At 72.0% G+C, this 21,238-nt stretch carries 22 protein-coding genes; 17 read left to right on the forward strand and 5 right to left on the reverse strand.

The features are described from left to right. Window positions 1-4 precede the first annotated feature (4 nt). Together ACFHPP_RS06760 and ACFHPP_RS06765 are read left to right on the forward strand one after the other, a co-directional pair. The gene (locus tag ACFHPP_RS06760; protein WP_437162503.1) at window positions 5-982 is read left to right on the forward strand and encodes a hypothetical protein; all 978 of its coding nucleotides are present in this window, start codon (window positions 5-7) and stop codon (window positions 980-982) included. Then, window positions 982-1,923 (forward strand): hypothetical protein, encoded by a 942-nt coding sequence (locus ACFHPP_RS06765; RefSeq protein WP_437162504.1) that lies wholly within the window; start codon window positions 982-984, stop codon window positions 1,921-1,923. The genes ACFHPP_RS06760 and ACFHPP_RS06765 overlap by 1 nt, the downstream gene beginning before the upstream one ends. Before the next feature lies 1 nt (window position 1,924). Here the strand turns inward: ACFHPP_RS06765 and rsmI are convergent, their stop codons facing one another. Further along, complete coding sequence (rsmI, locus tag ACFHPP_RS06770; protein ID WP_437162505.1) at window positions 1,925-2,812, reverse strand: 16S rRNA (cytidine(1402)-2'-O)-methyltransferase; 888 nt, start codon at window positions 2,810-2,812, stop codon at window positions 1,925-1,927. Window positions 2,813-2,970: 158 nt separating this feature from the next. On the opposite strand from rsmI, the gene ACFHPP_RS06775 reads away from it, so the two are divergent. The 9 genes from ACFHPP_RS06775 to ACFHPP_RS06815 all read left to right on the forward strand — a co-directional run bounded on the left by ACFHPP_RS06775 (window position 2,971) and on the right by ACFHPP_RS06815 (window position 12,050). After that, window positions 2,971-4,023: a penicillin-binding protein activator gene (locus tag ACFHPP_RS06775; RefSeq protein WP_437162506.1), complete on the forward strand. Its 1,053-nt coding sequence runs from the start codon at window positions 2,971-2,973 to the stop codon at window positions 4,021-4,023. A 29-nt stretch (window positions 4,024-4,052) separates the two neighbouring features. Further along, window positions 4,053-5,450: an ATP-binding protein gene (locus tag ACFHPP_RS06780; RefSeq protein ID WP_437162507.1), complete on the forward strand. Its 1,398-nt coding sequence runs from the start codon at window positions 4,053-4,055 to the stop codon at window positions 5,448-5,450. Between the two features lie 90 nt (window positions 5,451-5,540). Further along, window positions 5,541-6,692: a hypothetical protein gene (locus tag ACFHPP_RS06785; protein WP_437162508.1), complete on the forward strand. Its 1,152-nt coding sequence runs from the start codon at window positions 5,541-5,543 to the stop codon at window positions 6,690-6,692. A gap of 75 nt (window positions 6,693-6,767) precedes the next feature. Then, window positions 6,768-7,907 (forward strand): ferrochelatase, encoded by a 1,140-nt coding sequence (hemH, locus tag ACFHPP_RS06790; protein WP_437162509.1) that lies wholly within the window; start codon window positions 6,768-6,770, stop codon window positions 7,905-7,907. Then, window positions 7,904-8,584, forward strand: a complete 681-nt coding sequence (locus ACFHPP_RS06795; RefSeq protein ID WP_437162510.1) for an HAD family hydrolase — start codon at window positions 7,904-7,906, stop codon at window positions 8,582-8,584. The genes hemH and ACFHPP_RS06795 overlap by 4 nt, the downstream gene beginning before the upstream one ends. Then, window positions 8,581-9,033: a protoporphyrinogen oxidase HemJ gene (gene hemJ / locus ACFHPP_RS06800; RefSeq protein WP_437162511.1), complete on the forward strand. Its 453-nt coding sequence runs from the start codon at window positions 8,581-8,583 to the stop codon at window positions 9,031-9,033. Before ACFHPP_RS06795 ends, hemJ begins: the two co-directional genes overlap by 4 nt. A 303-nt stretch (window positions 9,034-9,336) precedes the next feature. Continuing rightward, complete coding sequence (rho, locus tag ACFHPP_RS06805) at window positions 9,337-10,611, forward strand: transcription termination factor Rho (RefSeq protein WP_430668561.1); 1,275 nt, start codon at window positions 9,337-9,339, stop codon at window positions 10,609-10,611. 123 nt (window positions 10,612-10,734) lie between these two features. After that, window positions 10,735-11,304 (forward strand): HD domain-containing protein, encoded by a 570-nt coding sequence (locus tag ACFHPP_RS06810; RefSeq protein WP_437162512.1) that lies wholly within the window; start codon window positions 10,735-10,737, stop codon window positions 11,302-11,304. A gap of 2 nt (window positions 11,305-11,306) precedes the next feature. Next, window positions 11,307-12,050 carry a GNAT family N-acetyltransferase gene (locus ACFHPP_RS06815; protein ID WP_437162513.1) on the forward strand — a complete coding sequence of 248 codons (744 nt, stop codon included), beginning with the start codon at window positions 11,307-11,309 and terminating at the stop codon, window positions 12,048-12,050. A gap of 37 nt (window positions 12,051-12,087) precedes the next feature. Here ACFHPP_RS06815 and ACFHPP_RS06820 read toward each other — a convergent pair whose 3' ends face one another. Together ACFHPP_RS06820 and ACFHPP_RS06825 are read right to left on the reverse strand one after the other, a co-directional pair. Beyond that, entirely contained in the window at window positions 12,088-13,059 is a 972-nt protein-coding gene (locus tag ACFHPP_RS06820; RefSeq protein WP_437162514.1) for a quinone oxidoreductase family protein, read from the reverse strand. After that, window positions 13,056-13,547: a methylated-DNA--[protein]-cysteine S-methyltransferase gene (locus tag ACFHPP_RS06825; protein ID WP_437162734.1), complete on the reverse strand. Its 492-nt coding sequence runs from the start codon at window positions 13,545-13,547 to the stop codon at window positions 13,056-13,058. Before ACFHPP_RS06825 ends, ACFHPP_RS06820 begins: the two co-directional genes overlap by 4 nt. A gap of 144 nt (window positions 13,548-13,691) precedes the next feature. Here ACFHPP_RS06825 and ACFHPP_RS06830 point away from each other — a divergent pair, with 144 nt between their 5' ends. Genes ACFHPP_RS06830 through ACFHPP_RS06855 form a run of 6 tightly spaced genes read left to right on the forward strand, consistent with a single transcriptional unit; the run spans window position 13,692 to window position 19,634 of the window. Beyond that, window positions 13,692-14,072: a (2Fe-2S) ferredoxin domain-containing protein gene (locus ACFHPP_RS06830; RefSeq protein WP_437162515.1), complete on the forward strand. Its 381-nt coding sequence runs from the start codon at window positions 13,692-13,694 to the stop codon at window positions 14,070-14,072. 60 nt (window positions 14,073-14,132) lie between these two features. Further along, on the forward strand, window positions 14,133-15,446 hold the full coding sequence (gene mnmE, locus ACFHPP_RS06835; RefSeq protein WP_437162516.1) for a tRNA uridine-5-carboxymethylaminomethyl(34) synthesis GTPase MnmE: 1,314 nt from the start codon (window positions 14,133-14,135) through the stop codon (window positions 15,444-15,446). A gap of 18 nt (window positions 15,447-15,464) precedes the next feature. Next, entirely contained in the window at window positions 15,465-17,339 is a 1,875-nt protein-coding gene (mnmG, locus tag ACFHPP_RS06840; RefSeq protein WP_437162517.1) for a tRNA uridine-5-carboxymethylaminomethyl(34) synthesis enzyme MnmG, read from the forward strand. 9 nt (window positions 17,340-17,348) lie between these two features. Further along, window positions 17,349-17,984, forward strand: a complete 636-nt coding sequence (gene rsmG / locus ACFHPP_RS06845; protein ID WP_437162518.1) for a 16S rRNA (guanine(527)-N(7))-methyltransferase RsmG — start codon at window positions 17,349-17,351, stop codon at window positions 17,982-17,984. Continuing rightward, complete coding sequence (locus ACFHPP_RS06850; RefSeq protein ID WP_437162519.1) at window positions 17,965-18,777, forward strand: ParA family protein; 813 nt, start codon at window positions 17,965-17,967, stop codon at window positions 18,775-18,777. The genes rsmG and ACFHPP_RS06850 overlap by 20 nt, the downstream gene beginning before the upstream one ends. Beyond that, entirely contained in the window at window positions 18,774-19,634 is an 861-nt protein-coding gene (locus ACFHPP_RS06855; RefSeq protein ID WP_437162520.1) for a ParB/RepB/Spo0J family partition protein, read from the forward strand. Before ACFHPP_RS06850 ends, ACFHPP_RS06855 begins: the two co-directional genes overlap by 4 nt. Before the next feature lie 14 nt (window positions 19,635-19,648). On the opposite strand, the gene holA is transcribed toward ACFHPP_RS06855, so the two are convergent. Together holA and lptE are read right to left on the reverse strand one after the other, a co-directional pair. Continuing rightward, entirely contained in the window at window positions 19,649-20,662 is a 1,014-nt protein-coding gene (holA, locus tag ACFHPP_RS06860) for a DNA polymerase III subunit delta (RefSeq protein WP_437162521.1), read from the reverse strand. 18 nt (window positions 20,663-20,680) lie between these two features. Then, window positions 20,681-21,220, reverse strand: a complete 540-nt coding sequence (lptE, locus tag ACFHPP_RS06865) for an LPS assembly lipoprotein LptE (protein WP_437162522.1) — start codon at window positions 21,218-21,220, stop codon at window positions 20,681-20,683. Between the last annotated feature and the right edge of the window lie 18 nt (window positions 21,221-21,238).

Below are 21,238 nucleotides of genomic sequence, written 5' to 3' on the forward strand. Positions count from 1 at the left end.
CGCCATGACCACCACCGTGTTCCTCGGCGCCTATGGCTACGGCAACCTTGGCGACGAGCTCTGCCTGATCGAGGCGCTAAAGGCCTTCCCGGGCGCGCGGAGCCACGCCTTCTCCGTCGCGCCGGAATGGACGCTGCGCTGCGTGCCGGGCCTCGATGGCTGCTTCGGCGATGCGGCGCAGATGCTGGCGCTGCGGCCGGGGCGCGTGGTGTTCGGCGGCGGCATGTTCGGCGTGCCGGATGCCTTCCGCAACTGGATGCCCTGGCTGGCGCAGGCCGAGGCGCAGGGCGCGGACATCCATTTCCACAATCTCGGCGTCGCCTGGCTGCTGAACGACCTCGGTTGGCTCGATGCCACGGCGCGCGGCGTGATCGAACGCCTCGCCAGCTTTACGGTGCGCGACTACCTGGGCGTGGAGCGCGTGGCCGAGGCAGGGTTCGGCCGGCTGCCGCGCATCTCCTTCTTCCCCGAGGCCGACATCGCGCCCGATTTCAGCCTGGCGGATGCGCTGCTGCCGCGCGGCGTGCCGCTGCTCGGCGTGTCGATCATCCCGATGCCGAACATGCGCGCCTGCCTGGCGCAGGAGGCGGCGCTGGTGCGCGACATGCTGGCGGAGTTCGCCGACCACCAGGTGGTGCCGATCGTCAGCACCGTGCATGTGGACAGCGCGGCGGAGGATGACATGGAAGGCGCGCTGGCCTTCATCCGCGACTTCCTGCCCGGCCACCGCATCGCCGCCCCCGCGCTGCTGGACCGCGGCCACTGGCGCGCCCACCTGACGCCGCGCCGGCTGAAGGGTCTGGTCGCGCGGCTGGACACGCTGGTGACGCAGCGCAAGCACAACCTGGTCCACGCCATCGGCAGCGGGGTGCGCGTCATCGGCCTGCACCCGCTGGAGGACAACAGCCTGCGCCGGACCTTCGTCGGCATGCAGCACCGGCTGCCGCCTGGGTCGCGCTGCCTCGGGCTGCTCACCGCCTGATGCGGACCCTGATCCTGGCGGAGCGCCCGTTCCGCGACCTGCGCTCCCGCGCCCTGCTCGGCGACCTGCCGCGCCTGCTGGCCGGAACGGCCCCGCCGCTGCTGGCCACCAGCGCCCCTGTTGCGCCGCCAGGTTTCGAGGTCGCGGCCCCGGATGCCGATCCCGCGGCGCTCGGCGTCGGCCGCGTGGTGCTGGCCGGTGCCTTCCAGGAACGTGCGGCGCTGGAACAGGCGCTGGCGCTGGCCGCGCGCGCCGTAGCCGCCGGCGCCAGCTTCGAGGTGCTGCGCTTCGGGGTCGAGCGCGGCGCGGCCCGGCGCGATCCGCCGGCGGGCGTCGCGGTGCTGGAGGCGGCCCGGCCGCTGGAGCTGCGCGACCACCACACGGCCAACGCGCTGCTGGTCTGGCGCGTCGCCCGCATGTTCCACATCGACCCGTATCCGGAGCGGCTCGGCCCGCCCGACCCGGCGCTGCTGCCGCTGTTGCCGGGCGGCAGGCTGCTGGGCCTTTCCGTCCTCGGCGGGCCACAGATGCGCGCCGCCTGGACCGCGCGGCAGGCGGAGTTGCGCGCCGTGCTGGCGCCGATGCAGGGCTGGCCGGTGCTGCCGCTGCCGATGGAACCCCCGGACGGCCCGATGGACGACCTCACCGGCAGCCGCGCTTTCCTGGAGGATCTGCTGCCCGGCGCGCCGCTGCTGCTACCTGAACTCGCCGATCCGACCTGGCGCCGCCGCCAGCTCACGCCAGCGCGGATGAAGTCGCTGGTGGCGCGCTGTGCGGCGGTGGTGACGAACCAGGACCTGCCGGCCGCCTATGCGGTGGCTTGTCGCGTGCCGGTCACCGGCCTGGCGCTCGGCACCGATCGGCGCGCGGTGAATGTCCTCACCCAGTTCGCGAACGAGCTGCCGCCCGGCTCCGCGCTGCTGCACAAGCCAACCGGCTGAGTCAGCCAGCCGCCAGTTCCAGCGCCCGCGCATAGACCTGCTTGCGCGGCAGCCCGGTCGCGGCGGCCACCATCGCGGCGGCGTCGCGCAGGCTCTGGCTCGCCATCGCGGCCCGCAGCTGCGTATCGAGATCGGCGGCGGCGGTGGGCTCCTCCGGTGCCGGGCCGACGCAGACGCAGATCTCGCCGCGCGCCGGCTCGGTGGCATAATGCGCGGCCAACGCAGCCAGTGTGCCGCGCCGAACTTCCTCGAACCGCTTGGTCAATTCGCGCGCCACCGCGGCGGGCCGATCGCCGCCCAGCCCCTCCGCCAGCGCTGCCAGCGCTTCCGCCAGCCGGTGCGGCGCCTCGTGCAGCACCAGCGTGGCGGACAGGCCGGCGCGCTCCGCGGCCCGGTGGCGCGCGATGGCCGCCGCGCGCGGGCCATCCTTCGGCGGCAGGAAGCCCAGGAACACGAAGGGGTGAGGCGGCAGGCCGGACAGGGTCAGCGCCACCACCGCCGCATTCGGCCCCGGCACGGCGGTGACGGGCACGCCGGCCTCGATGGCGGCGCGCACCAGCCGGTATCCGGGGTCGGAGACCAGCGGCGTCCCGGCATCGGAGGCCAGCGCCAGCCGCTGCCCCGCCTCGATGCGGGCCAGTACCCGAGGTATCATCTCCGCTTCGTTGTGGTCATGCAGTGGCACCAGCGTCGCGGAGACGCCATAACGCTGCAACATGAGGCCTGTTACCCTGGTATCCTCGCACAGCACGGCATCCACCGCGCCGAGCACCGCGAGAGCCCGGGGCGACAGGTCGCCGAGATTGCCGATCGGTGTCGCCACCAGGGACAGCCCAAGCGGGGCCTCCCGAGGCGCCGCCGCCCGTTCAGGAGGGTCGCCGCTTGCCAATTTCCACGCCCCGCCGGTTGCCCCTCGCCCGGCGCCGCTTCGGAAGCGCCGGTCTCGGGGTTCTGCTGAGCGCCCTTCTGGGCCTTGCAGCCTGCGCGCCGCAAGCCCCGCGGCCCTCCTTCATCGGCGTCGCCCCGCCGATCGGCGGTATGCCGCCGATGATGCCGGGTCCGGTTGGCCCGTTGCGCGCGGCGATGCTGCTGCCACTCACCGGGCCGCAGGCGCCCCTCGGCCAGGCGATGCTGAATGCCGGCTACATGGCGCTGTTCGATGAATCGCAATCCGGCATCGAACTGGCCCCACGCGACACCGGCGGCACCCCCGCCGGGGCGCGGGATGCCGCACGGTCGGCGATTGCCGATGGCGCGCGGGTGCTGATCGGCCCGCTGACCAGCGCGGAGGCCGCCGCCGTGGCCGAACCGGCGCGTGCGGCGGGCGTGCCGGTGCTGGCCTTCACCAACGACTCGCAGCGCGCCGGCGGCGGCGTCTGGGTGCTCGGCATCACGCCGCGCCAGCAGGTGCGCCGCGTGGTCGCGGCGGCGGCGGCGCAGGGCGCGCAGCGCTTCGCGCTCGGCGCGCCGGACAATGATTTCGGCCGGGCGCTGGCGGAGGCGCTGCGCGGTGCGACCGGCGATCTCGGCCTGCCGCCGCCCAGCATCGCGCTGCACCCGGCCAATTCCGATCCGGGCATGGCAGCCTCCGGCGCGCGGATCAGCGGCGGTCGCGCCGATGCGGTGCTGATCGGCGAGGCCGGCGACCGCGCCCGCCGCTTCGCCGCCACCTGGGTGGCGGAAGCGCAAGCAGGCGGGGATCAGGCAAGCGGGCAGGCCCCGCGGCTGCTGGGCACGGCGCTGTGGCTGAACGACACGGCCCTGGGCCGGGAGCCGGCGCTGGAGGGGGCCTGGTTCGCCGGCCCGGATGGCCGCGCCCGCGCCCGCTTCGAGGCCCGCTACCGCGACGCCTTCCGCGAAACCCCGCCGCGCGTCGCCGCCACCGCCTATGACGCCGCGGCCATCGCCACCCGCTCGCTGCGCAGCGGCGCGCTGCCGGGCCAGGTGCCGGGCGGGGAGGACTTCGCCGGCGCCGATGGCCCGCTTCGGCTGCTGCCGGATGGCCAGACCCTGCGCGGCCTCGCGGTCTATGCCGTGTCCCCGGGCAGTGAGCCGCAGGTGATCGAGCAGGCCCCGGCGCCGGGCGCGCCAGGCTCCTGAGCCCGGGCGGGCCAGGGGCGGGTCGGGCGATGCCGGACACGGCGGCTCCGCCTCGTCGCTGGCTGGCGGCCACGGCGCTGGTCGGCGGCGTGCCGGCCTTTGCCCTGCTGCTGTTGCTGCTGGGCGGCGCCGTGGACCCGGTGCCGGGGCTGCTGGCGCTGGGCGCCACGGTGGCCGGTGCGCTGACGGTGGCGCGCATCTGGCTCGGCAATCTGCGCAGCCTCGGCGCGGCGCTGCGCCAGGCGGTGGATGGAGAAGGCACGGTGCCGGAACTCGCCGGGCCGCTGCTGCTGCCGTCCGTGGAGGATGTGGCGGAAACCGCGCGCCGTGTCGCCCGCGCCCTGCAGGCCCGCACCGAACAGGTCTCCCGCCTGCGGCAATCGGACGCCGCGATCATCGAGATCCTGCCGGACCCGCTGGTGGTGCTGGATTCCGGCGGCGCCGCGCTGCGCGCCAATGCGGAGGCGCGGGCGCTGTTCGGTGCCGTGCCGGCCGGCGGCGGCGACCTGGCCGCGCTGCTGCGCCACCCTGCCCTGGCCGAGGCGGTCTCCGCCGCGCTGGGAACAGGCACCGCGCAGCGCGCCGACATCGCCCTGCCGGTGCCGGTGCAGCGCGAATTGCGCGTCCACGCCGTGCCGATGGACCCGCCACTGGCCGATGGCGGCCGCCTGCTGCTGCTGCTGTCCGACCGCACGCGGGACCGCGCGGTGGAACGGATGCGCGCCGATTTCGTCGCCAATGCCAGCCACGAGCTGCGCACCCCGCTCGCCAGCCTGATCGGCTTCATCGAGACGCTGCGTGGCCCGGCCGAGGATGACCGGGAGGCCAGCGCCCGCTTCCTCGGCATCATGGCGGAACAGGCGGACCGCATGCGGCGCCTGATCGACGACCTGCTCGGCCTGTCCCGCATCGAGATCACGGAGCACCAGCCGCCCACCGGCCGCGTCGACCTCGGCGCGCTGGTGGCGGCGGAGCTGGAGGCGCTGGAGCCGGTGCTGGCGGCACGCGGCGCCCGCGTCGCGGTGCAGGCGCCGGAGGGCCTGGTTGCCGCCCCCGCGGAGGCCGGGCAGCTCGCACAGGTGCTGCGCAACCTGCTGGAGAATGCGGCGCGCTACGGGCGGGAGGGTGGCACCATCCGGCTGACCCTGGCGCGGGCACAGGATGTGCCCGATTCGCGCTGGCCGGCGCGGCCCGGCGTGGTGCTGGCCGTCAGCGACGATGGCCCCGGCATCCCCCGCCAGCATCTGCCGCGGCTGACCGAGCGCTTCTACCGCGTCGATCGCGGGCGTGGCCGGAATGCGGGCGGCACCGGGCTCGGCCTCGCCATCGTCAAGCACATCGTCAACCGCCATCGCGGCCTGCTGCTGATCGAGAGCGAGGAGGGCGTCGGCTCGACCTTCCGGGTGTGGCTGCCCGCCGCCGAGTGAGGCCGGGGCCCGGCTGATTTTCGCGTTGCCGAGCGACCAACGGCGCCGGTCGGCGTTGGCTGGGCATCCCGCTGCACGACGGAGTCCCGCGTGATCACCCCCGCCCCCCTGTTCCAGTCCTTCTTCCTGGCCGGCTTCGAATGCTCGACCCATCGCAACATGTCGCGCCGGCGCCTCGACATGATCGCCTCCACCCGGCACGATCTGCTGGCGCTGGAGGATTACTGCCAGCTCGCCGAACACGGCATCCGCACCGCCCGCGACGGGCTGCGCTGGCACCTGATCGAGACCTCGCCGGGGCGCTACGACTGGAACTCGCTGCTGCCGATGCTGCGCGCGGCGGAAGCGACGCGGACGCAGGTGATGTGGGACCTCTGCCACTATGGCTGGCCGGACGACCTGGATGCGTTTTCGCCCGCCTTCGTCGACCGCTTCGCCCGCTTCTCCGCCGCCTTCGCCCGGCTGCATGTGGAGGAAACCGGGCGGGCGCCCTTCGCCTGCCCGATCAACGAGATGTCGTTCATCGCATTTTCGGGCGGCGACATGGCGCGGTCCTCGCCGCACGCGACCGGCCGGGGCATGGACCTCAAGCGCAACCTGATCCGCGCCGCGGCGGCGGCGACGCGGGCGGTGCGGGAGGTGGCGCCGGGCGCGCGCTTCGCGGCGATCGACCCGGTGATCCACATCGTCCCGCGCCACCCCGGCGAGGCCGCGGAGGTGCGCGCCCACAATGCCAGCCAGTGGCAGGCCTGGGACATGCTGGCGGGGCGGGAGGCGCCGGAGCTCGGCGGGGCGGAGGACCTGCTGGATGTGGTCGGCGTGAACTACTACTGGAACAACCAGTGGCTGAACCACGCCGAGCCGCTGAGCGTCTTCGACGCCGCCCGCTACCGCCCGTTCCGGGAATTGCTGGCCGAGACCGCCGCGCGCTACGCGCCGCGCCGCATCTTCGTGGCCGAGACCAGCATCGAGGGCGCGCCGCGCCCCACCTGGCTGCGCTACGTGACGGAGGAAGCCCTGGCGGCCTCCCAGCTCGGCGTGCAGGTCGAAGGGGTCTGCCTGTACCCGGTGATCTCCCACTTCGGCTGGGATGAGGACCGCTACTGCGAGAACGGGCTGTTCGAGCTGACCCCGTTGCATGGCCGCCGCCAGGTCTTCCGCCCGCTGGCCGAGGAATTGGCACGGCTGCAGGGCCAGGTGGCGGCCCGCGGCACCGGCGGCGGGCGGGCCGCCGCGGGCTGACGCGGCAGATGAATCGTGCCCTGCCACCCCGCCCACCCTTGACCCCGGGCCGCGACGTGGCATGTCGGGTCGGTGATGGACCTTGAAGCTCGAATCCCACCCGCCGCCCGCGCCGCCCCGAGCCGAAAGCGGCTTGCGGTCGTGCTGCTCAACCTGGGCGGGCCGGACGCGCCGGAGAGCATCCGCCCTTTCCTGGTCAATTTGTTCACCGACCCGGCGATCCTGCGGGTGCCGGGCTTCGTGCGGCCCTGGCTGGGCCGGCTGATCGCCTGGCGGCGCACCAAGCCGGCGACCGAGAACTACGCCATCCTCGGCGGCAAGTCGCCGCTGCTCGAGCTCACCATAGCCCAGGGCGAGGCGCTGGAGGCGGTGCTGAACGCGGAGGGCGAGGTGGAGGCGAAGTGCTTCACCGCCATGCGCTACTGGCACCCGATGAGCGAGGAGACCGCCGGCGCCGTGAAGGCCTGGGGCCCGGACGAGGTGCTGCTGCTGCCGCTGTATCCGCAATTCTCGACCACCACCACGGGCAGCAGCGCGCTGGCCTGGGACAAGGCGGCGAAGCGGGTGGGGCTGCGCGCGCCGACCACGACGCTGTGCTGCTTCCACTCCTTTCCGGACTTCTCCGCCGCCACCGCGGCACAGGTGCGCGGCGCCTGGGACAAGGCGCGGGCGGAACTCGACCCGGCCATTCCGCTGCGCATCCTGTTCAGCGCGCACGGCCTGCCGGAGACCATCGTCAAGGCCGGCGACCCCTACCAGTGGCAGGTCGAGCAGACGGTGGCGCGGGTGGTGGAGCGGCTGGACCTCCCCGGCCTCGACCATGTTGTCTGCTACCAGTCCCGCGTCACGCCCCAGAAGTGGATCAGCCCCTCCACCGAGGATGAGCTGGAGCGGGCCGGGCACGACAAGGTGGCGGTGCTGGTGGTGCCGATCGCCTTCACGTCGGAGCATTCGGAGACGCTGGTGGAGCTCGACGTGGAGTACCGGGAGGAGGCCGAGAAGCTCGGCGTGCCCGGCTATTTCCGGGCGCCGGCGCAGAATTCCGACCCCGGCTTCATCGCCGCCCTGGCCGGGCTGGTGCGGCATGCGCGCGGCACGGGCCGGCATTTGTGCTCCTTCGCCGGGCCGCGGCAATGTCCGCAGCAATTCGGCAACTGCTCCCATGTCATCCTGCGCGACGTGAATGCCGGCGCACGGGCCAAGGAGCCCGCGTGAAGCCGGTGATCCTCCGGCCCCGGGCCGTGCTGTTCGACTGCGACGGCGTGCTGGCGGACAGCGAGGCGCTGCACAACCGGATCATCGCGGAGGAAATCTCGGCCCTCGGCTGGCCCATGGACGCGGCGGAGGCGGAGCGCCGCTTCATCGGCCTGTCCTGGCGCAACATCGTGCCGCTGGTCGAGGCGCGGCTGGGGCCGGGCAGCGTGCCGGCGGATTTCGTGGAGGGCGTCATCGCCCGCGTGTTGCGCGCCCTGCATGAGCAGGTGGTGCCGGTGCCCGGCGCGCTGGACGCCGTGCGGGCGATCGTCGCGGCGGGCATCCCGGTGGCGGTGGCGAGCAATTCCTCCCGCCTCGAACTGACCACCAAGCTGCACGGCCTCGGGCTGACCGAGCTGTTCCGGGGCCGGACCTTCTCCTATGACGATGTCGCGGCGCCGAAGCCGGCGCCCGACATGTACCGCGCCGCCGCGGCGTCCTGCGGCGCCGACCCGGCGCGTTGCGTGGTGGTCGAGGACAGCGTCACCGGCAGCCGTGCGGGCGTGGCGGCAGGCTGCCGGGTGCTCGGCTTCGCCCATGCGACCGACCCGGCGACGCTGGCGGCGGTGGGCGCGCAGCCGTTCCACGACATGCGCGACCTGCCGGGGCTGCTCGGCCTGGCGGAGGTGGTGGCGTGACGGTGGAATTCCTGGCGCCGTTCTACCTGTGGACCAAGTCGCTGCACCTGATCTCGGTGATTGCCTGGATGGCGGGGCTGTTCTACCTGCCGCGGCTGTTCATCTACCACATGCAGGTGCCGGTGGCGGATGCGCGGTCCGAGCTGTTCAAGGTGATGGAACGGCGGCTGCTGAAGGCCATCATGAACCCGGCGATGATTGCCACCTGGGTGTTCGGCCTCCTGCTGGTGCTGACCCCGGGTGCGGTGGATTGGACCGCCGGGTGGTGGCACCTGAAGCTGACCGCGGTTCTGGTGATGAGCGGCTTCCACGGCATGCTGGGCGCCGCCCGCAAGCGCTTCGAGGCGGATGGGCGGCCGCGGACGGAGAAGGCCTGGCGCTGGCTGAACGAGGTGCCGACGCTGCTCATGATCGTGATCGTCGTGATGGTGATCGTGAAGCCGTTCTGACAGGGTTCGGCGCAAACCGGCTGGAAAGCGGGCGGACAACCGCCATATGACGATTGACGGCACCGACGCCTGCCCATAAAGTTGTGCGGTCGTTCCGACAGATGGCCAAGTGTCGCGTCCCGCGGCACGGTCGAAATCCTCCCTCAGTTCTCCTGGTCGCTGCAACCCAGCCCGTGCAACGGGATCGCGGCGCGGGACAGGCCATCGGGCCCGGTTGCCACTCTCACGGCAGCTTCCATGGCCGAGACCGAGACTCCAGGTCCGCCTGATCCCCTTCCTCGCGCACGACGGACGCGTCCGCACATGCATCTATCCGAACTCAAGGCCAAAGCCCCGGCCGACCTCCTCGCCTTCGCCGAATCGCTGCAGGTGGAAAACGCGTCGTCGCTGCGCAAGCAGGACATCATGTTCGCCATCCTGAAGACGTTGGCGGAGAACGAGCAGGCGATCTACGGCGACGGCACCCTCGAAATCCTGCCGGACGGCTTCGGCTTCCTGCGCAGCCCGCAGGCCAACTACCTGCCGGGTCCGGACGACATCTACGTCTCCCCGGCGCAGGTGCGGCGCTTCGGCCTGCGCACCGGCGACACGGTGGAAGGCCAGATCCGCGCGCCGAAGGATGGCGAGCGCTACTTCGCGCTGCTCAAGGTCGACACCATCAACTTCGAGCCGCCGGAGGCGCTCCGCCACCGGATCAACTTCGACAACCTGACCCCGCTGTATCCGACGCGGCGGCTGAAGATGGAAAACCCGGACGCCGAGGCGGTGGCGAAGGGTCCGACCAAGGACTACACGCACCGCATCATCGACCTGGTGGCCCCGATCGGCATGGGCCAGCGCGCCCTGGTCGTGGCGCCGCCGCGCACCGGCAAGACGGTGATGCTGCAGAACATCGCCAAGTCGATCACCGCCAACCACCCCGACGTCTTCCTGATCGTCCTGCTGATCGACGAACGGCCGGAAGAAGTCACCGACATGGCCCGCACCGTGCGCGGCGAGGTGGTTGCCTCCACCTTCGACGAGCCGGCGACGCGCCACGTGCAGGTGACGGAGATGGTGCTGGAGAAGGCCAAGCGCCTGGTCGAGCACAAGCGGGACGTGGTGATCCTGCTCGACAGCATCACGCGCCTGGGCCGCGCCTACAACTCCGTGGTGCCGTCCTCGGGCAAGGTGCTGACCGGCGGCGTGGACGCCAATGCCCTGCAGCGCCCGAAGCGCTTCTTCGGCGCGGCGCGCAACATCGAGGAAGGCGGCAGCCTGACCATCATCGCCACCGCGCTGATCGACACCGGCAGCCGCATGGACGAGGTGATCTTCGAGGAGTTCAAGGGCACCGGCAATTCCGAGCTCATCCTCGACCGCAAGCTGTCCGACAAGCGCACCTTCCCCGCGATCGACATCACCAAGTCCGGCACCCGCAAGGAGGAACTGCTGGTGGACCGCGCCACGCTGTCCAAGATGTGGGTCCTGCGGCGCATCCTGAACCCGATGGGGACGCAGGATTCCATGGAATTCCTGCTGGACAAGCTGAAGTACAGCAAGACCAACCAGGACTTCTTCGACGCCATGAATACCTGATCGCCACGGCGCGGGCGGCCAGGTGCCCCCGCGCCACCGGCCTTCGCGCCGGCCGGCTGGATCCCGCTGGATCGGACGGCCCGGGCGCACCCTGCCCCCCGACCCCCCGATCCGGACGCTGCCATGGATACCGAGACCTCCCCCTCCGCCCGCCTGATGCGCGCGGCGCTGTTCGCTGCCCGGGTGCATGCCGGGCATCGCCGCAAGGGCTCCGCCGCCGAGCCCTATGTGAACCATGTGCTGGAGGTGGCCGAGATCCTGGCGGCGCATGGCGCGCCGGAGGATGCAATCCTCGCCGGCCTGCTGCACGACACGGTCGAGGACAGCGACTCCGATCCGGAGCCGATCACGCACGCGCGGCTAGTGGCCGAATTTGGCGAGGCGGTGGCCGGGCTGGTGGCGGAGGCGACGGATGACAAGTCGCTGCCGAAGGAGGCGCGCAAGGCGCTTCAGGTGCGGCATGCACAGGGTAAGACCGCTGGCGCGAAGATGCTCAAGCTGGCCGACAAGATTTCGAACCTGCGCGCCATCTCGGCCAGCCCGCCGGCCAATTGGGACCATGCGCGGCGGGTGGAGTATGTCGGCTGGGCCGGGCGCGTGGCTTCCGGCTTGAAGGGCGCCAACCTGGCGCTGGATGCGTTGTTCGAGGCGACCTACCGCGAGGCGATGGCCCGGCTGGCGGCCGAGGCGTGAGCATGGCGCGCCCGGACATCCTGGCGGTGGAGCGCGCCACGCTGACCGCGGTGCCGGCGCCGGTGCTGGCCTTCGACGGCGGCTTCGTGGCGCGGCGGTTCCTGGGCGGCACCGGGCGCGCCAATGCGGCCTGCGGGCTGGACCCGCGACCGGACCCGGCGCTGGCGCAGCGGGTGGACCGGATCGAGGCCTTCTATGCCCGGGCGGGCCTTCCCTGCCGATTCCGATCCACCGCGCTGGACCCGGAGGGGCTGGAGGCGCTGCTGGCGGCAAGGGGCTACACGGCGCGGGACGAAAGCCAGGTGATCTGCGGGCGGCTGTCCGGCTTCGCCCGGCCTGACCCCGCGGCCGAAATGCTGGCGGGGCCGGAGCCACGCTGGCTCGCGGTGGTGGCGACCGCGGAGCATCAGTCCGAGGCGCGGCGGGCCGAGAAGGCGGGCATGGCCGGGCTGCTGGGCGTGCCGGCCGCCTGGGTCCTGCTGCATGAGGACGGGATGCCGGCCGCGAGCGCCTTCGTGACGGCGGATGGCAAGCTGGCCGGGCTGTTCGACCTGGCGGTGCGCCCGGAGTTCCGCCGGCGCGGCCTGGGCCAGCGGGTGATGGCGGCGGCCGGCGCCTGGGCGGCGGGCCAGGGTGCCCGCTGGGCCTATGCGCAGGTGTCCTGCACCAACCTGGCGTCGCTGGCGATGAATGCGCGGCTGGGGCTGACCGAACTGTATCGCTATCGCTACCTGATGCCGCGGTAGCAGGCGGCGCCGGTTGTCCCGGCGCCGTAGCGTGACCTCACGGGATCAGAACGGTGCTGCCTGTCGTCTTACGGGCTTCCAGGGCCGTGTGCGCCTCGGCCGCGTCCTTCAGCGCAAAGCTCTGGTTGACGCGGATCTTCACCGCGCCCTTGGCGACCACGTCGAACAACGCGGCGGCATGCGCTTCCAGATCCTCGCGCTTCGCGGTGTAGGTCGCGAGCGTAGGGCGCGTCAGGTACAGGGATCCCTTGGCGGCCAGGATGCCGATATCGGTGGTGACCGGGCCCGAGGCGTTGCCGTAGGACACCATCATCCCGTAGGGCGCCAGGCAATCGAGCGAGGTGGTGAAGCTGTCGCGGCCGACGCTGTCATAGACCACGGGCAGCATGGCGCCCCCGGTGATCTCCTTCACCCGTGCCGGCAGGGACTCCAGGCCGATGACGGTGTGGTCGGCGCCATGCGCCTTGGCCAGCGCCGCCTTTTCCTCCGTGCTGACGCAGCCGATGACGGTGCAGCCGAGGTGCTTGGCCCATTGCGTCATGATGAGGCCGACGCCGCCGGCCGCGGCATGCACCAGGATGGTCTGGCCGGGCTGGACCTTGTAGGTGCGGGTCAGCAGGAAGCCCGCCGTCATGCCCTGCAGCATCATGGCAGCCGCCTGTTCCGGGGCGATGGCATCCGGCACCTTCACCAGGCGGTCGGCCTTGATGGTGCGGGCCTCCGCATAGGCGCCGATCGGGGCGGTGGCGTAGGCGACGCGGTCGCCGGGGGCGACATGGGTGACACCCTCGCCCACGGCCTCCACCACGCCCGCGGCCTCCATCCCGATGGTCGCGGGCAGTGAGGGCGCCTTGTAGAGGCCGGTGCGGAAATAGACGTCGATGTAGTTCAGCCCGACGGCCTGGTGACGGACCAGGGCCTCGCCCGGTTTCGGCGATGGCAGCGGGATTTCCTCCCACACCATCTTCTCGGGGCCGCCATATTCGTGGACGCGGATGGCGTGGTTCATGGGGATGTGGTCCCTGGATCTTGGGGGAGGAAAAGGGCGGCGTGCCCGCGTTGCTCGATGCCGAGCAGGATGCGCTTTGTGCTGGCGCCGTCGCCACCGGAATAACCACCGATCCGGCCGCCGGAGGCGACGACCCGGTGGCAGGGAATGATGATAGGGATGGGGTTGCGACCATTGGCCTGCCCGATGGCACGAGCCGATGATTGGAGCAGCCGGGCCAGGTCGCCGTAGGAGCGGGTTTCCCCGGCCGGAATGTCACGCAACGCCGCCCAGACCCGCTGCTGGAAGGGCGAGCCGTGAGGGGCCAGCGGCAGGTCGAAGCCGGTGCGCAGGCCGTCGAAATAGTCCTGCAACTGCGTGGCCGCTTCCCGCAGCAGCGGCGTTTCCTCCTGGTCCCGGCCGCGACCCCAGTCGAGGGCCACGATCGCGCCGTCCTCGGCGGAGATGGTGAGGTCGCCAATCGGGGTGAGGCAGGAGAGTTGTGGCATGCGATCCGTCCGGGGGATCGCCATGCGCCACACTCTTCGGGGTGCCGTCAAGCCAGGTCTTGTCGGAGGGTGTCGCATCGGCCCTGGTCGGGGCCGGGATGCCTCGCTACATGCAGGGCAGTGCCTGGATGAGCGGAGGCTTGCTTGACCGATGCCGTAGCCGATCCGGCGGCTGATGCCGCCGATCCTCCGCCCTTTTTCCGGGCCCATGTCTTCGTCTGCTGCAACCGGCGGCCGGACGGGCACCGTCGCGGCTCCTGCGCCGCACGCGGCAGCGAGGCCTTGCGCGACTACATGAAGGCGCGGGCGAAGGAGCTTGGGCTGGCGGGCGTGCGCATCAACCAGGCCGGCTGCCTGGACCGTTGCGAGTTCGGGCCGGCCCTGGTGATCTACCCGGAGGGCGTCTGGTACAGCCCGAAGACGCGCGACGATGTGGACGAAATCCTCCGGGCGCATCTGGTCGATGGCGGCCGGGCGCGGCGCCTGATGCTGACGGAACGGGACGTGCCGCCGCCGAAGAGTTGAGGCGGACGTACTGTTTCACGTGAAACACCCGCGTCGCCAGGGCAGCCGATGTCATCCCTGATGGATACGGTCTTCGCGCGAGCATCCGGCGCAGGGCTGGCGGCCGTTGCGGTTCTAAGGCTCTCGGGACCGCGTACAGCCCAGGTGCTGACGCGGCTTGCGGGACGACTGCCGCAGCCGCGCTACGCCAGCCTGCGGCGCTTGCGCGCACCCGATGATGGGCAGGTGATGGACGAGGCGCTGGTGCTGTGGTTCCCGGGGCCCGGGAGCTACACCGGCGAGGATGCGGCGGAGCTTCACCTGCATGGCGGGCGGGCCGTGGTGGCCCGTGTCGAGGCGGCGCTGCTGGCGCTCGGGTGCAGGCCGGCGGAAGCGGGCGAGTTCACCCGGCGTGCCTTCCTGCATGGCCGCATTGACCTGACGCAGGCCGAGGCGGTGGCCGACCTGATCGAAGCCGAGACCGAAGCGCAGCGCCGCCAGGCCCTCCGCCAGGCGGGCGGCGCGTTGGCGAGTCTCTATGGCGGCTGGACCTCGCGACTGACCCGCATCCTGGCCCAGCAGGAAGCCGCCATCGAATTCGAGATGGACGACCTGCCCAGCGACCTGCCCGCCCGGGCGCGGGAGGCCGCGGAGCAGCTGCGGGCGGAGATCGCCGCGCATCTGGCTGATCAGGGGCGCGGTCAGCGCCTGCGGGACGGCGTTTCCATTGCCATCATCGGCGCGCCGAATGCCGGAAAATCCTCGCTGCTGAATGCGTTGGTCGAGCGGGATGCGGCCATCGTGTCGCCGACGCCCGGCACGACCCGCGACGTGGTGGAGTGCCGGCTGGAATTGGCAGGCGTCCCGGTCCTGCTGGCCGACACCGCCGGTCTTCGGACCACGCTTGACGCGGTCGAGCAGGAAGGGGTGCGGCGGGCGGCGCGACGCGCCGACGCGGCGGATATCGTGCTCGCGGCCTTTGCAGCCGATGCCGCGCCGGACGCGGAGACGCTCGCCCTGCTGGCGAACGCCGAGCACGCCGTGGTGGTGGGCACCAAGGCCGATCTGGCGCCGCCTCCCATCCTCCAGAACCACCTCGTCCTGCCAACCAGCGCCGTAACCGGTGCCGGGCTACAGGCGCTGCGCACGGCCCTTGAGGATCTGGTGCGTCGCCTGGCTTTCACAGCCGACGCACCGGCGCTGACCCGCGCCAGGCATCGCGCGGCGCTCGATCAGGCGCTGGCCCGACTGGATGAGGCGCGGGAGGCCGCGCTGCCGGAGGTTGTGGCGGAGGGCTATCGGGCAGCCCTCGCCGAGCTCGGGCGCCTCACCGGGCGTGTGGAGGTGGAACAGGTGCTGGATGCCGTGTTCCGGGACTTCTGCATCGGCAAGTAGAGGGCCTATACCGCACCCATGGCGATCAACGAGAGCTACGACGTGGTGGTGGTGGGCGGCGGCCACGCCGGGTGCGAGGCTGCGGCCGCCGCGGCCCGCTGCGGCGCGCGGACCCTGCTGCTGACCCATCGCCTCGACACGATCGGGGAGATGTCCTGCAACCCCGCCATCGGCGGCATCGGCAAGGGCCATCTGGTGCGGGAGGTCGACGCACTGGATGGGCTGATGGCACGCGCGGCCGATGCGGCGGCCATTCATGCCAAGGTGCTGAACCGCAGCAAGGGGCCCGCCGTGCGCGGGCCTCGCATCCAGGCGGACCGGCGTCTGTACCGCGAAGCCATGCAGGCCCTGCTGGCGGCGACACCCAACCTGACGCTGGCCGCGGAGTCGGCCGAGGATCTGGAGGTGGATGCGGCCGGCCGTGTCCGGGCTGTCCTCTGCGCCTCCGGCCGCCGCATCGCCTGTGGCGCCGTCGTGCTCACCACCGGCACCTTCCTGCGCGGCGAAATTCACCTGGGCGAGACCAGGCGTCCTGCCGGCCGCGCCGGAGAGGCGCCTTCGATTGGCCTCGCCCGCACGCTGGATCGCCTGGGCCTGCCGCTCGCCCGGCTGAAAACCGGGACGCCGCCCCGGTTGGACGGGCGCACCATCGACTGGGAGGCGCTCGAACCGCAGCCGGGTGACGACCCGCCGGAGCCGATGTCCTGGATGACGGAGCGCCTGGGCAACCCGCAGGTGCTGTGCCGCATCACCTGGACCACGCCGGCGACCCATGCGTTGATCCGCGCCAATCTCGACCGCACCGCGGTCTATGCCGGCCGAATCCAGGGTGTCGGTCCGCGCTATTGCCCGTCCATCGAGGACAAGGTCGTGCGCTTCGCGGACCGCGAACGCCACCAGGTGTTCCTGGAGCCGGAGGGGCTGGACGACGACACGGTCTATCCGAACGGCATCTCGACCAGCCTGCCGGAGGAGATTCAGGCGGCGCTGATCGCTTCCATCCCCGGTCTCGCCCGCGCGCGGATCCTGCGACCTGGCTATGCCATCGAGTATGACCATGTCGACCCGCGCGCCCTGCGCCGCACCCTGGAAGTCCGTGCGGCTCAGGGCTTGTTCCTGGCGGGCCAGATCAACGGCACGACGGGTTATGAGGAAGCGGCGGCACAAGGGCTGATGGCGGGGCTTAACGCAGCTCAGCGGGCCGGCGGCACTGAGCCCGACCGCGTGCCCGGACGCGGCGAGGCCTATATCGGCGTCATGCTCGACGACCTCGTAAGTCACGGGGTGACCGAGCCCTACCGCATGCTGACCGCACGCTCCGAACATCGGCTCAGTCTGCGGGCCGACAATGCGGGCCTCAGGCTGACGCAGCGCGGCCTTGCCTGGGGCTGCATCGGGTCGGCGCGCGCGGCACGGCAGGTGGACTTCGGCAACCAGGTTGCAGCCAGCCTCGCACGCGCCGCGACGGATGAGGCGACGCCCTACGCGCTGGCCGAGGCTGGCATCCCGATCCGCCAGGATGGGCGCCGGCGCACGGTGCTCGAAGTGCTGGCCCTGCCCGATGTCACGGCCAGCATGGCCGCCAAAGCGTTTCCATGGCTCGCTGACCTGGCACCGGCGGTGGCGACGCAGGTGGAGGCGGAAGCCTTCTACGCCCCGCACCTGCGGCGGCAGGATTCGGAGCGGCGGATGCTGGCGCGGGAGGATGGCGTCGCCGTGCCGGCGGATCTCGATTATCGTGGCGTTCCCGGGTTGTCCGCGGAGATGCAGCAACGGCTTGGCAGGGCGAACCCGGACAACCTCGGTAGCGCCAGCCGCGTGCCCGGCATAACGCCGGCTGCCGTGGCTGCCCTTGCCATCCACCTTCGACGCAGCCAGCCGGAGCCGGTATAGGTGTTTCACGTGAAACACCTCCCCCCCTCCACCGCCACAGCTTCGCCAGCGCGGCTCCAATTGGACGCGGCAGCCGAGGCGCGGCTGGAGGCCTATCTGGACCTGCTGCTGCGCTGGAACGGCCGGATCAACCTGGTCGCCAAGGCGCCTGTGGAGGTGCTGCGGCAGCGGCATGTCGCTGACTGCCTGCAACTTGCGCCGCTGCTGCCTGCCGAAGGCGTATTGGCCGATCTCGGATCAGGCGCGGGCCTGCCCGGCCTGGTCCTGGCGATGGTGACAGGGCTGGAGACGCATCTCGTCGAGGCCGATCGCCGCAAGGCGGCCTTCCTGGTCGAGGCCGTGGCGCGGCTGGCCCTGCCGAAAGTGAACGTACACGCCGAACGAATCGAGGATGTCCAACTGCCCCCCATCGACATCCTGACCGCGCGGGCCCTGGCGCCGCTGGCCAGCCTGCTGCCGCACGCGCAGCGCCTTCTGGCACCCGGCGGCACCGCCATATTCCCCAAGGGCCGCACTGCGGAGCAGGAATTGGCGGATGCCATGGCCAATTGGTCCTGCCGGGTCGAACGCTTTCCCAGCCAGACCGACCCTGCTTCCACCATCTTCCGCCTGTCCGGCATGCGTCATGTCCAGCCGCAAGCCTGACCGTCATCCCCGGGTGCTGGCCTTCGCCAACCAGAAGGGCGGCGTCGGCAAGACGACGACCGCCATCAACCTGGCGACCGCCCTCGCGACGGACCGCAAGGTGCTGCTGCTCGACCTGGACCCGCAGGGCAATGCCTCGACCGGGCTCGGCATCAGCCGGCAGGACCGCGCCGCCGGCAGCTATGCCCTGCTGGTGGAAGGTCGCCCGCTCGGCGAATTGCTGCGCCCCACGCAGATCCCCAACCTGTTCATCCTGCCCGCCGACCCGGACCTCGCCGGCGCCGAGATCGAACTGGTCGGACTCGAGGATCGCGAACGCCGTCTCACCCTTGCGCTGTCCGAGGCGCGGGAGGCCTTGGCCGATTTCGACTACGTCTTCTTCGACTGCCCCCCCTCGCTCGGCCTCATCACCCTCAATGCGCTGGTTGCGGCCGACGGCGTGCTGGTGCCCCTGCAGACCGAGTTTTTCGCGCTGGAGGGCATCAGCCAGATCACCCGCACCATCGAGCGGGTGCGGCGTTCGCTGAACCCCCGCCTGCGCCTGGACGGCATCGTGCTGACCATGATGGACCGCCGCAACAACCTCTCGGAACTCGTGGCCAGCGACGTCCGCGGCTTCTTCAAGGACAAGGTCTATGAAACCGCCATTCCCCGGAACGTCCGCGTGAGCGAGGCCCCCTCCCACGGCCTGCCCGTCCTGCTGTATGATTTCCGCTCGCCGGGCGCCCAGGCCTACGTCAAGCTGGCCGCCGAATTCCTGAAGCGGGAGCGTGCGCCGCAGCGCGCCACATGAGCAGCACCACCCGCAAACCCACCTCCCGCCTCGGCCGCGGCCTCTCGGCCCTGATCCCGGATGCGCCCGCCGCCAGCCTTTCGGAGGCGCTGCGCAGCCTGCCGATCGAGGCGCTGGAGCCCGGCCCGTTCCAGCCCCGCGGCGGCATGGATCGCACCGGCCTGGAGGAACTGGCCGCCTCGATCCGCGAGCACGGCATCCTGCAGCCGATCCTGGCCCGCCCGAAACAGGGCAGCCCTGGCAGCTACGAGATCATCGGCGGCGAGCGTCGCTGGCGTGCCGCCCAGGCCGCGCAACTGCATGAGGTGCCCGTCGTCATCCGCGACTTCGGCGACCGGGAGGCGATGGCCGCTGGCCTGGTCGAGAATCTCCAGCGCCAGGATTTGAACGCGCTGGAGGAAGCCGAGGGCTACAAGCGCCTGCTCGAGGAATTCGGCCTGACGCAGGAAAGCCTCGGCCAATCCGTCGGCAAAAGCCGCAGCCATGTCGCCAACACCCTCAGGCTGCTGGGCCTGCCCGCCCCGGTGCGGGACCTGCTGCGCGACGGCGCCCTCTCCGCCGGCCATGCCCGCGCCCTGATCGGCTCGCAGGATCCGGGCCGGCTCGCGGCCCAGGTCGTGGCGCGGGGGCTGAACGTGCGGCAGACGGAAGCGCTGGCCGCCGCCACGCCCAAGGCCTCCTCGCCTCCGCCCCGGCCGCAGGACCCGGAGACCCGCGCGCTGGAGCGGGACCTGACCGAGCGCCTCGGCCTCAAGGTCGCGGTGCGGCACCAGGCCCGGGGCGGCGAGGTCACGATCCGGTATCGCGATCTGGATCAACTGGATGGCCTGGTCCGGCTGCTGTCGGGCGGCGGCTGAAACCGGCTGGCGCGTCAGCGCCGGGCAAAGCCCGCGGCCTGCCGCGCCAGGGCAGCGATACTGGCCCGCGCCAGCGCCTCGTTCACGTCGCGGAACGCCGTCGTCTTGGTGCGGCGCTCGGCCTCCAGCAGCGCCGCCCCCTGCGCCTCCAGCGCCGGCAGCGGCCATAGCCGCAGGGCGCGGGAGAACGCCGACTGGTGCTTGAAGAACACCGGTGGCCGCAGCACCCCCGCATCGCCACCGGCGGCCGAGGCTTCCTGCAGGCGCTGCACATGCCGCAGCGCGGATCGTACCACCATCACGGCGTTGGCGCCCTCCGCGAAGGCTGCATCCAGCGCCTGGTCTGCCGCCGCCGCGTCGCCGGCCGTGGCCGCCATCAGCGCCACGTCCAGGTCCGCCGTCAGGCCCTCCGCCACGCAGGCGAGCGCCACCGCCTCGTCCACGCGCCCGCCCGGGCCGGCATGCAGCGCCAGCACCTCCACCGCCCGGCGCAGCAGCATCCGGTCCTCGCCAAGGCGCGCGGCCAGCCATTGCAGGACGGTCGGGTCCGCCTGCACGCCCTGTTCGCGCAGCAACCCGCCGATGGTCGCCGCCAGCGCCTCCGGCTTCTCCCGCCAGCAGGCGATGACCACGGCGGAAGGCGCCGCCTCGGCCAGGGCGCGCAGCTTGGAGCGGGCCGTGATCTCCCCCGCCTCCAGCACCACCAGGGCCTCGCTGTTGCTGGCCAGCACCTCCTGCAATGGCGCCGCATGCGCATCGGTCGCCTCGCGCAGCCGGACCACGCGGCGACCGCCGGTCATCGCCAGGGCCGCTGCCTCCCCGGCCAGGGCGCCACCGCGCGCGGCCTCATCGCGCGTCAGCTCCGCAAGCCTGAACGGGTCGGACAGGGCACCGCCCAGCACCGCACGCACCAGGGATTCCGCCCGTTCCCGCACCAGCCCCGGGTCATCCCCGTACAGAAGCACGGCGCGTGCGGAGCCCGGATTGCCCAGGAACGCCGCGACACGGGACGCTTCGAGCTTCGCCATTGCCGTTCCGCGGCACCGCTACCGGAAGCGCGTGCCGAGCCCCGGCGGCAGGCCGCGCGCCGCGGGGTCGACTGGCGTGAGATCGGCGCCAGGCAGAGGCACGACCGGCGGCGACGGGTCGGCCGGCGCCACCAGCCCCGTGTCGGGCTGCCGGAAGAAGATCGCCAGCCGCGTCACCGTCAGGTCCGCCAGCGTCTCCGCCAGGCGCTGCTCGGCGAATTCGCGGCTGCTGTCGGAGGCGAAGAACTGGCTCGGCGGGATGTTGTAGGCCTCGATGCTCCGCTCGACACCCGAGGCCAGCGTCACCGGCGGCGGCCCCGGCTGTGCCAGCAGCCAGTTCACCGTGCCGATGGTGCGGACGCGGGAGGACGTGCCGTCGCGCTGGATGCCAACGGCCTCCTGCTGCAGGACCGGCGCCACCCGCAACTGGTAGCGCACCTCGCCCGCACCCGGGCCGCCGACATCCTGGCCCATCCGCTGGTACAGGGCGCGGCGCAGCAACTGGCCGAAGCGCTCCTGCAGCACCTCCACCCGCACGCCCTGCAGCTGCGCCCGCACCGCCGGCGTTCCGGGCGG

Origin of the sequence: Falsiroseomonas sp. E2-1-a20, from assembly GCF_051433195.1 — a bacterium.
In the GTDB taxonomy this organism is placed as follows: domain Bacteria; phylum Pseudomonadota; class Alphaproteobacteria; order Acetobacterales; family Acetobacteraceae; genus Falsiroseomonas.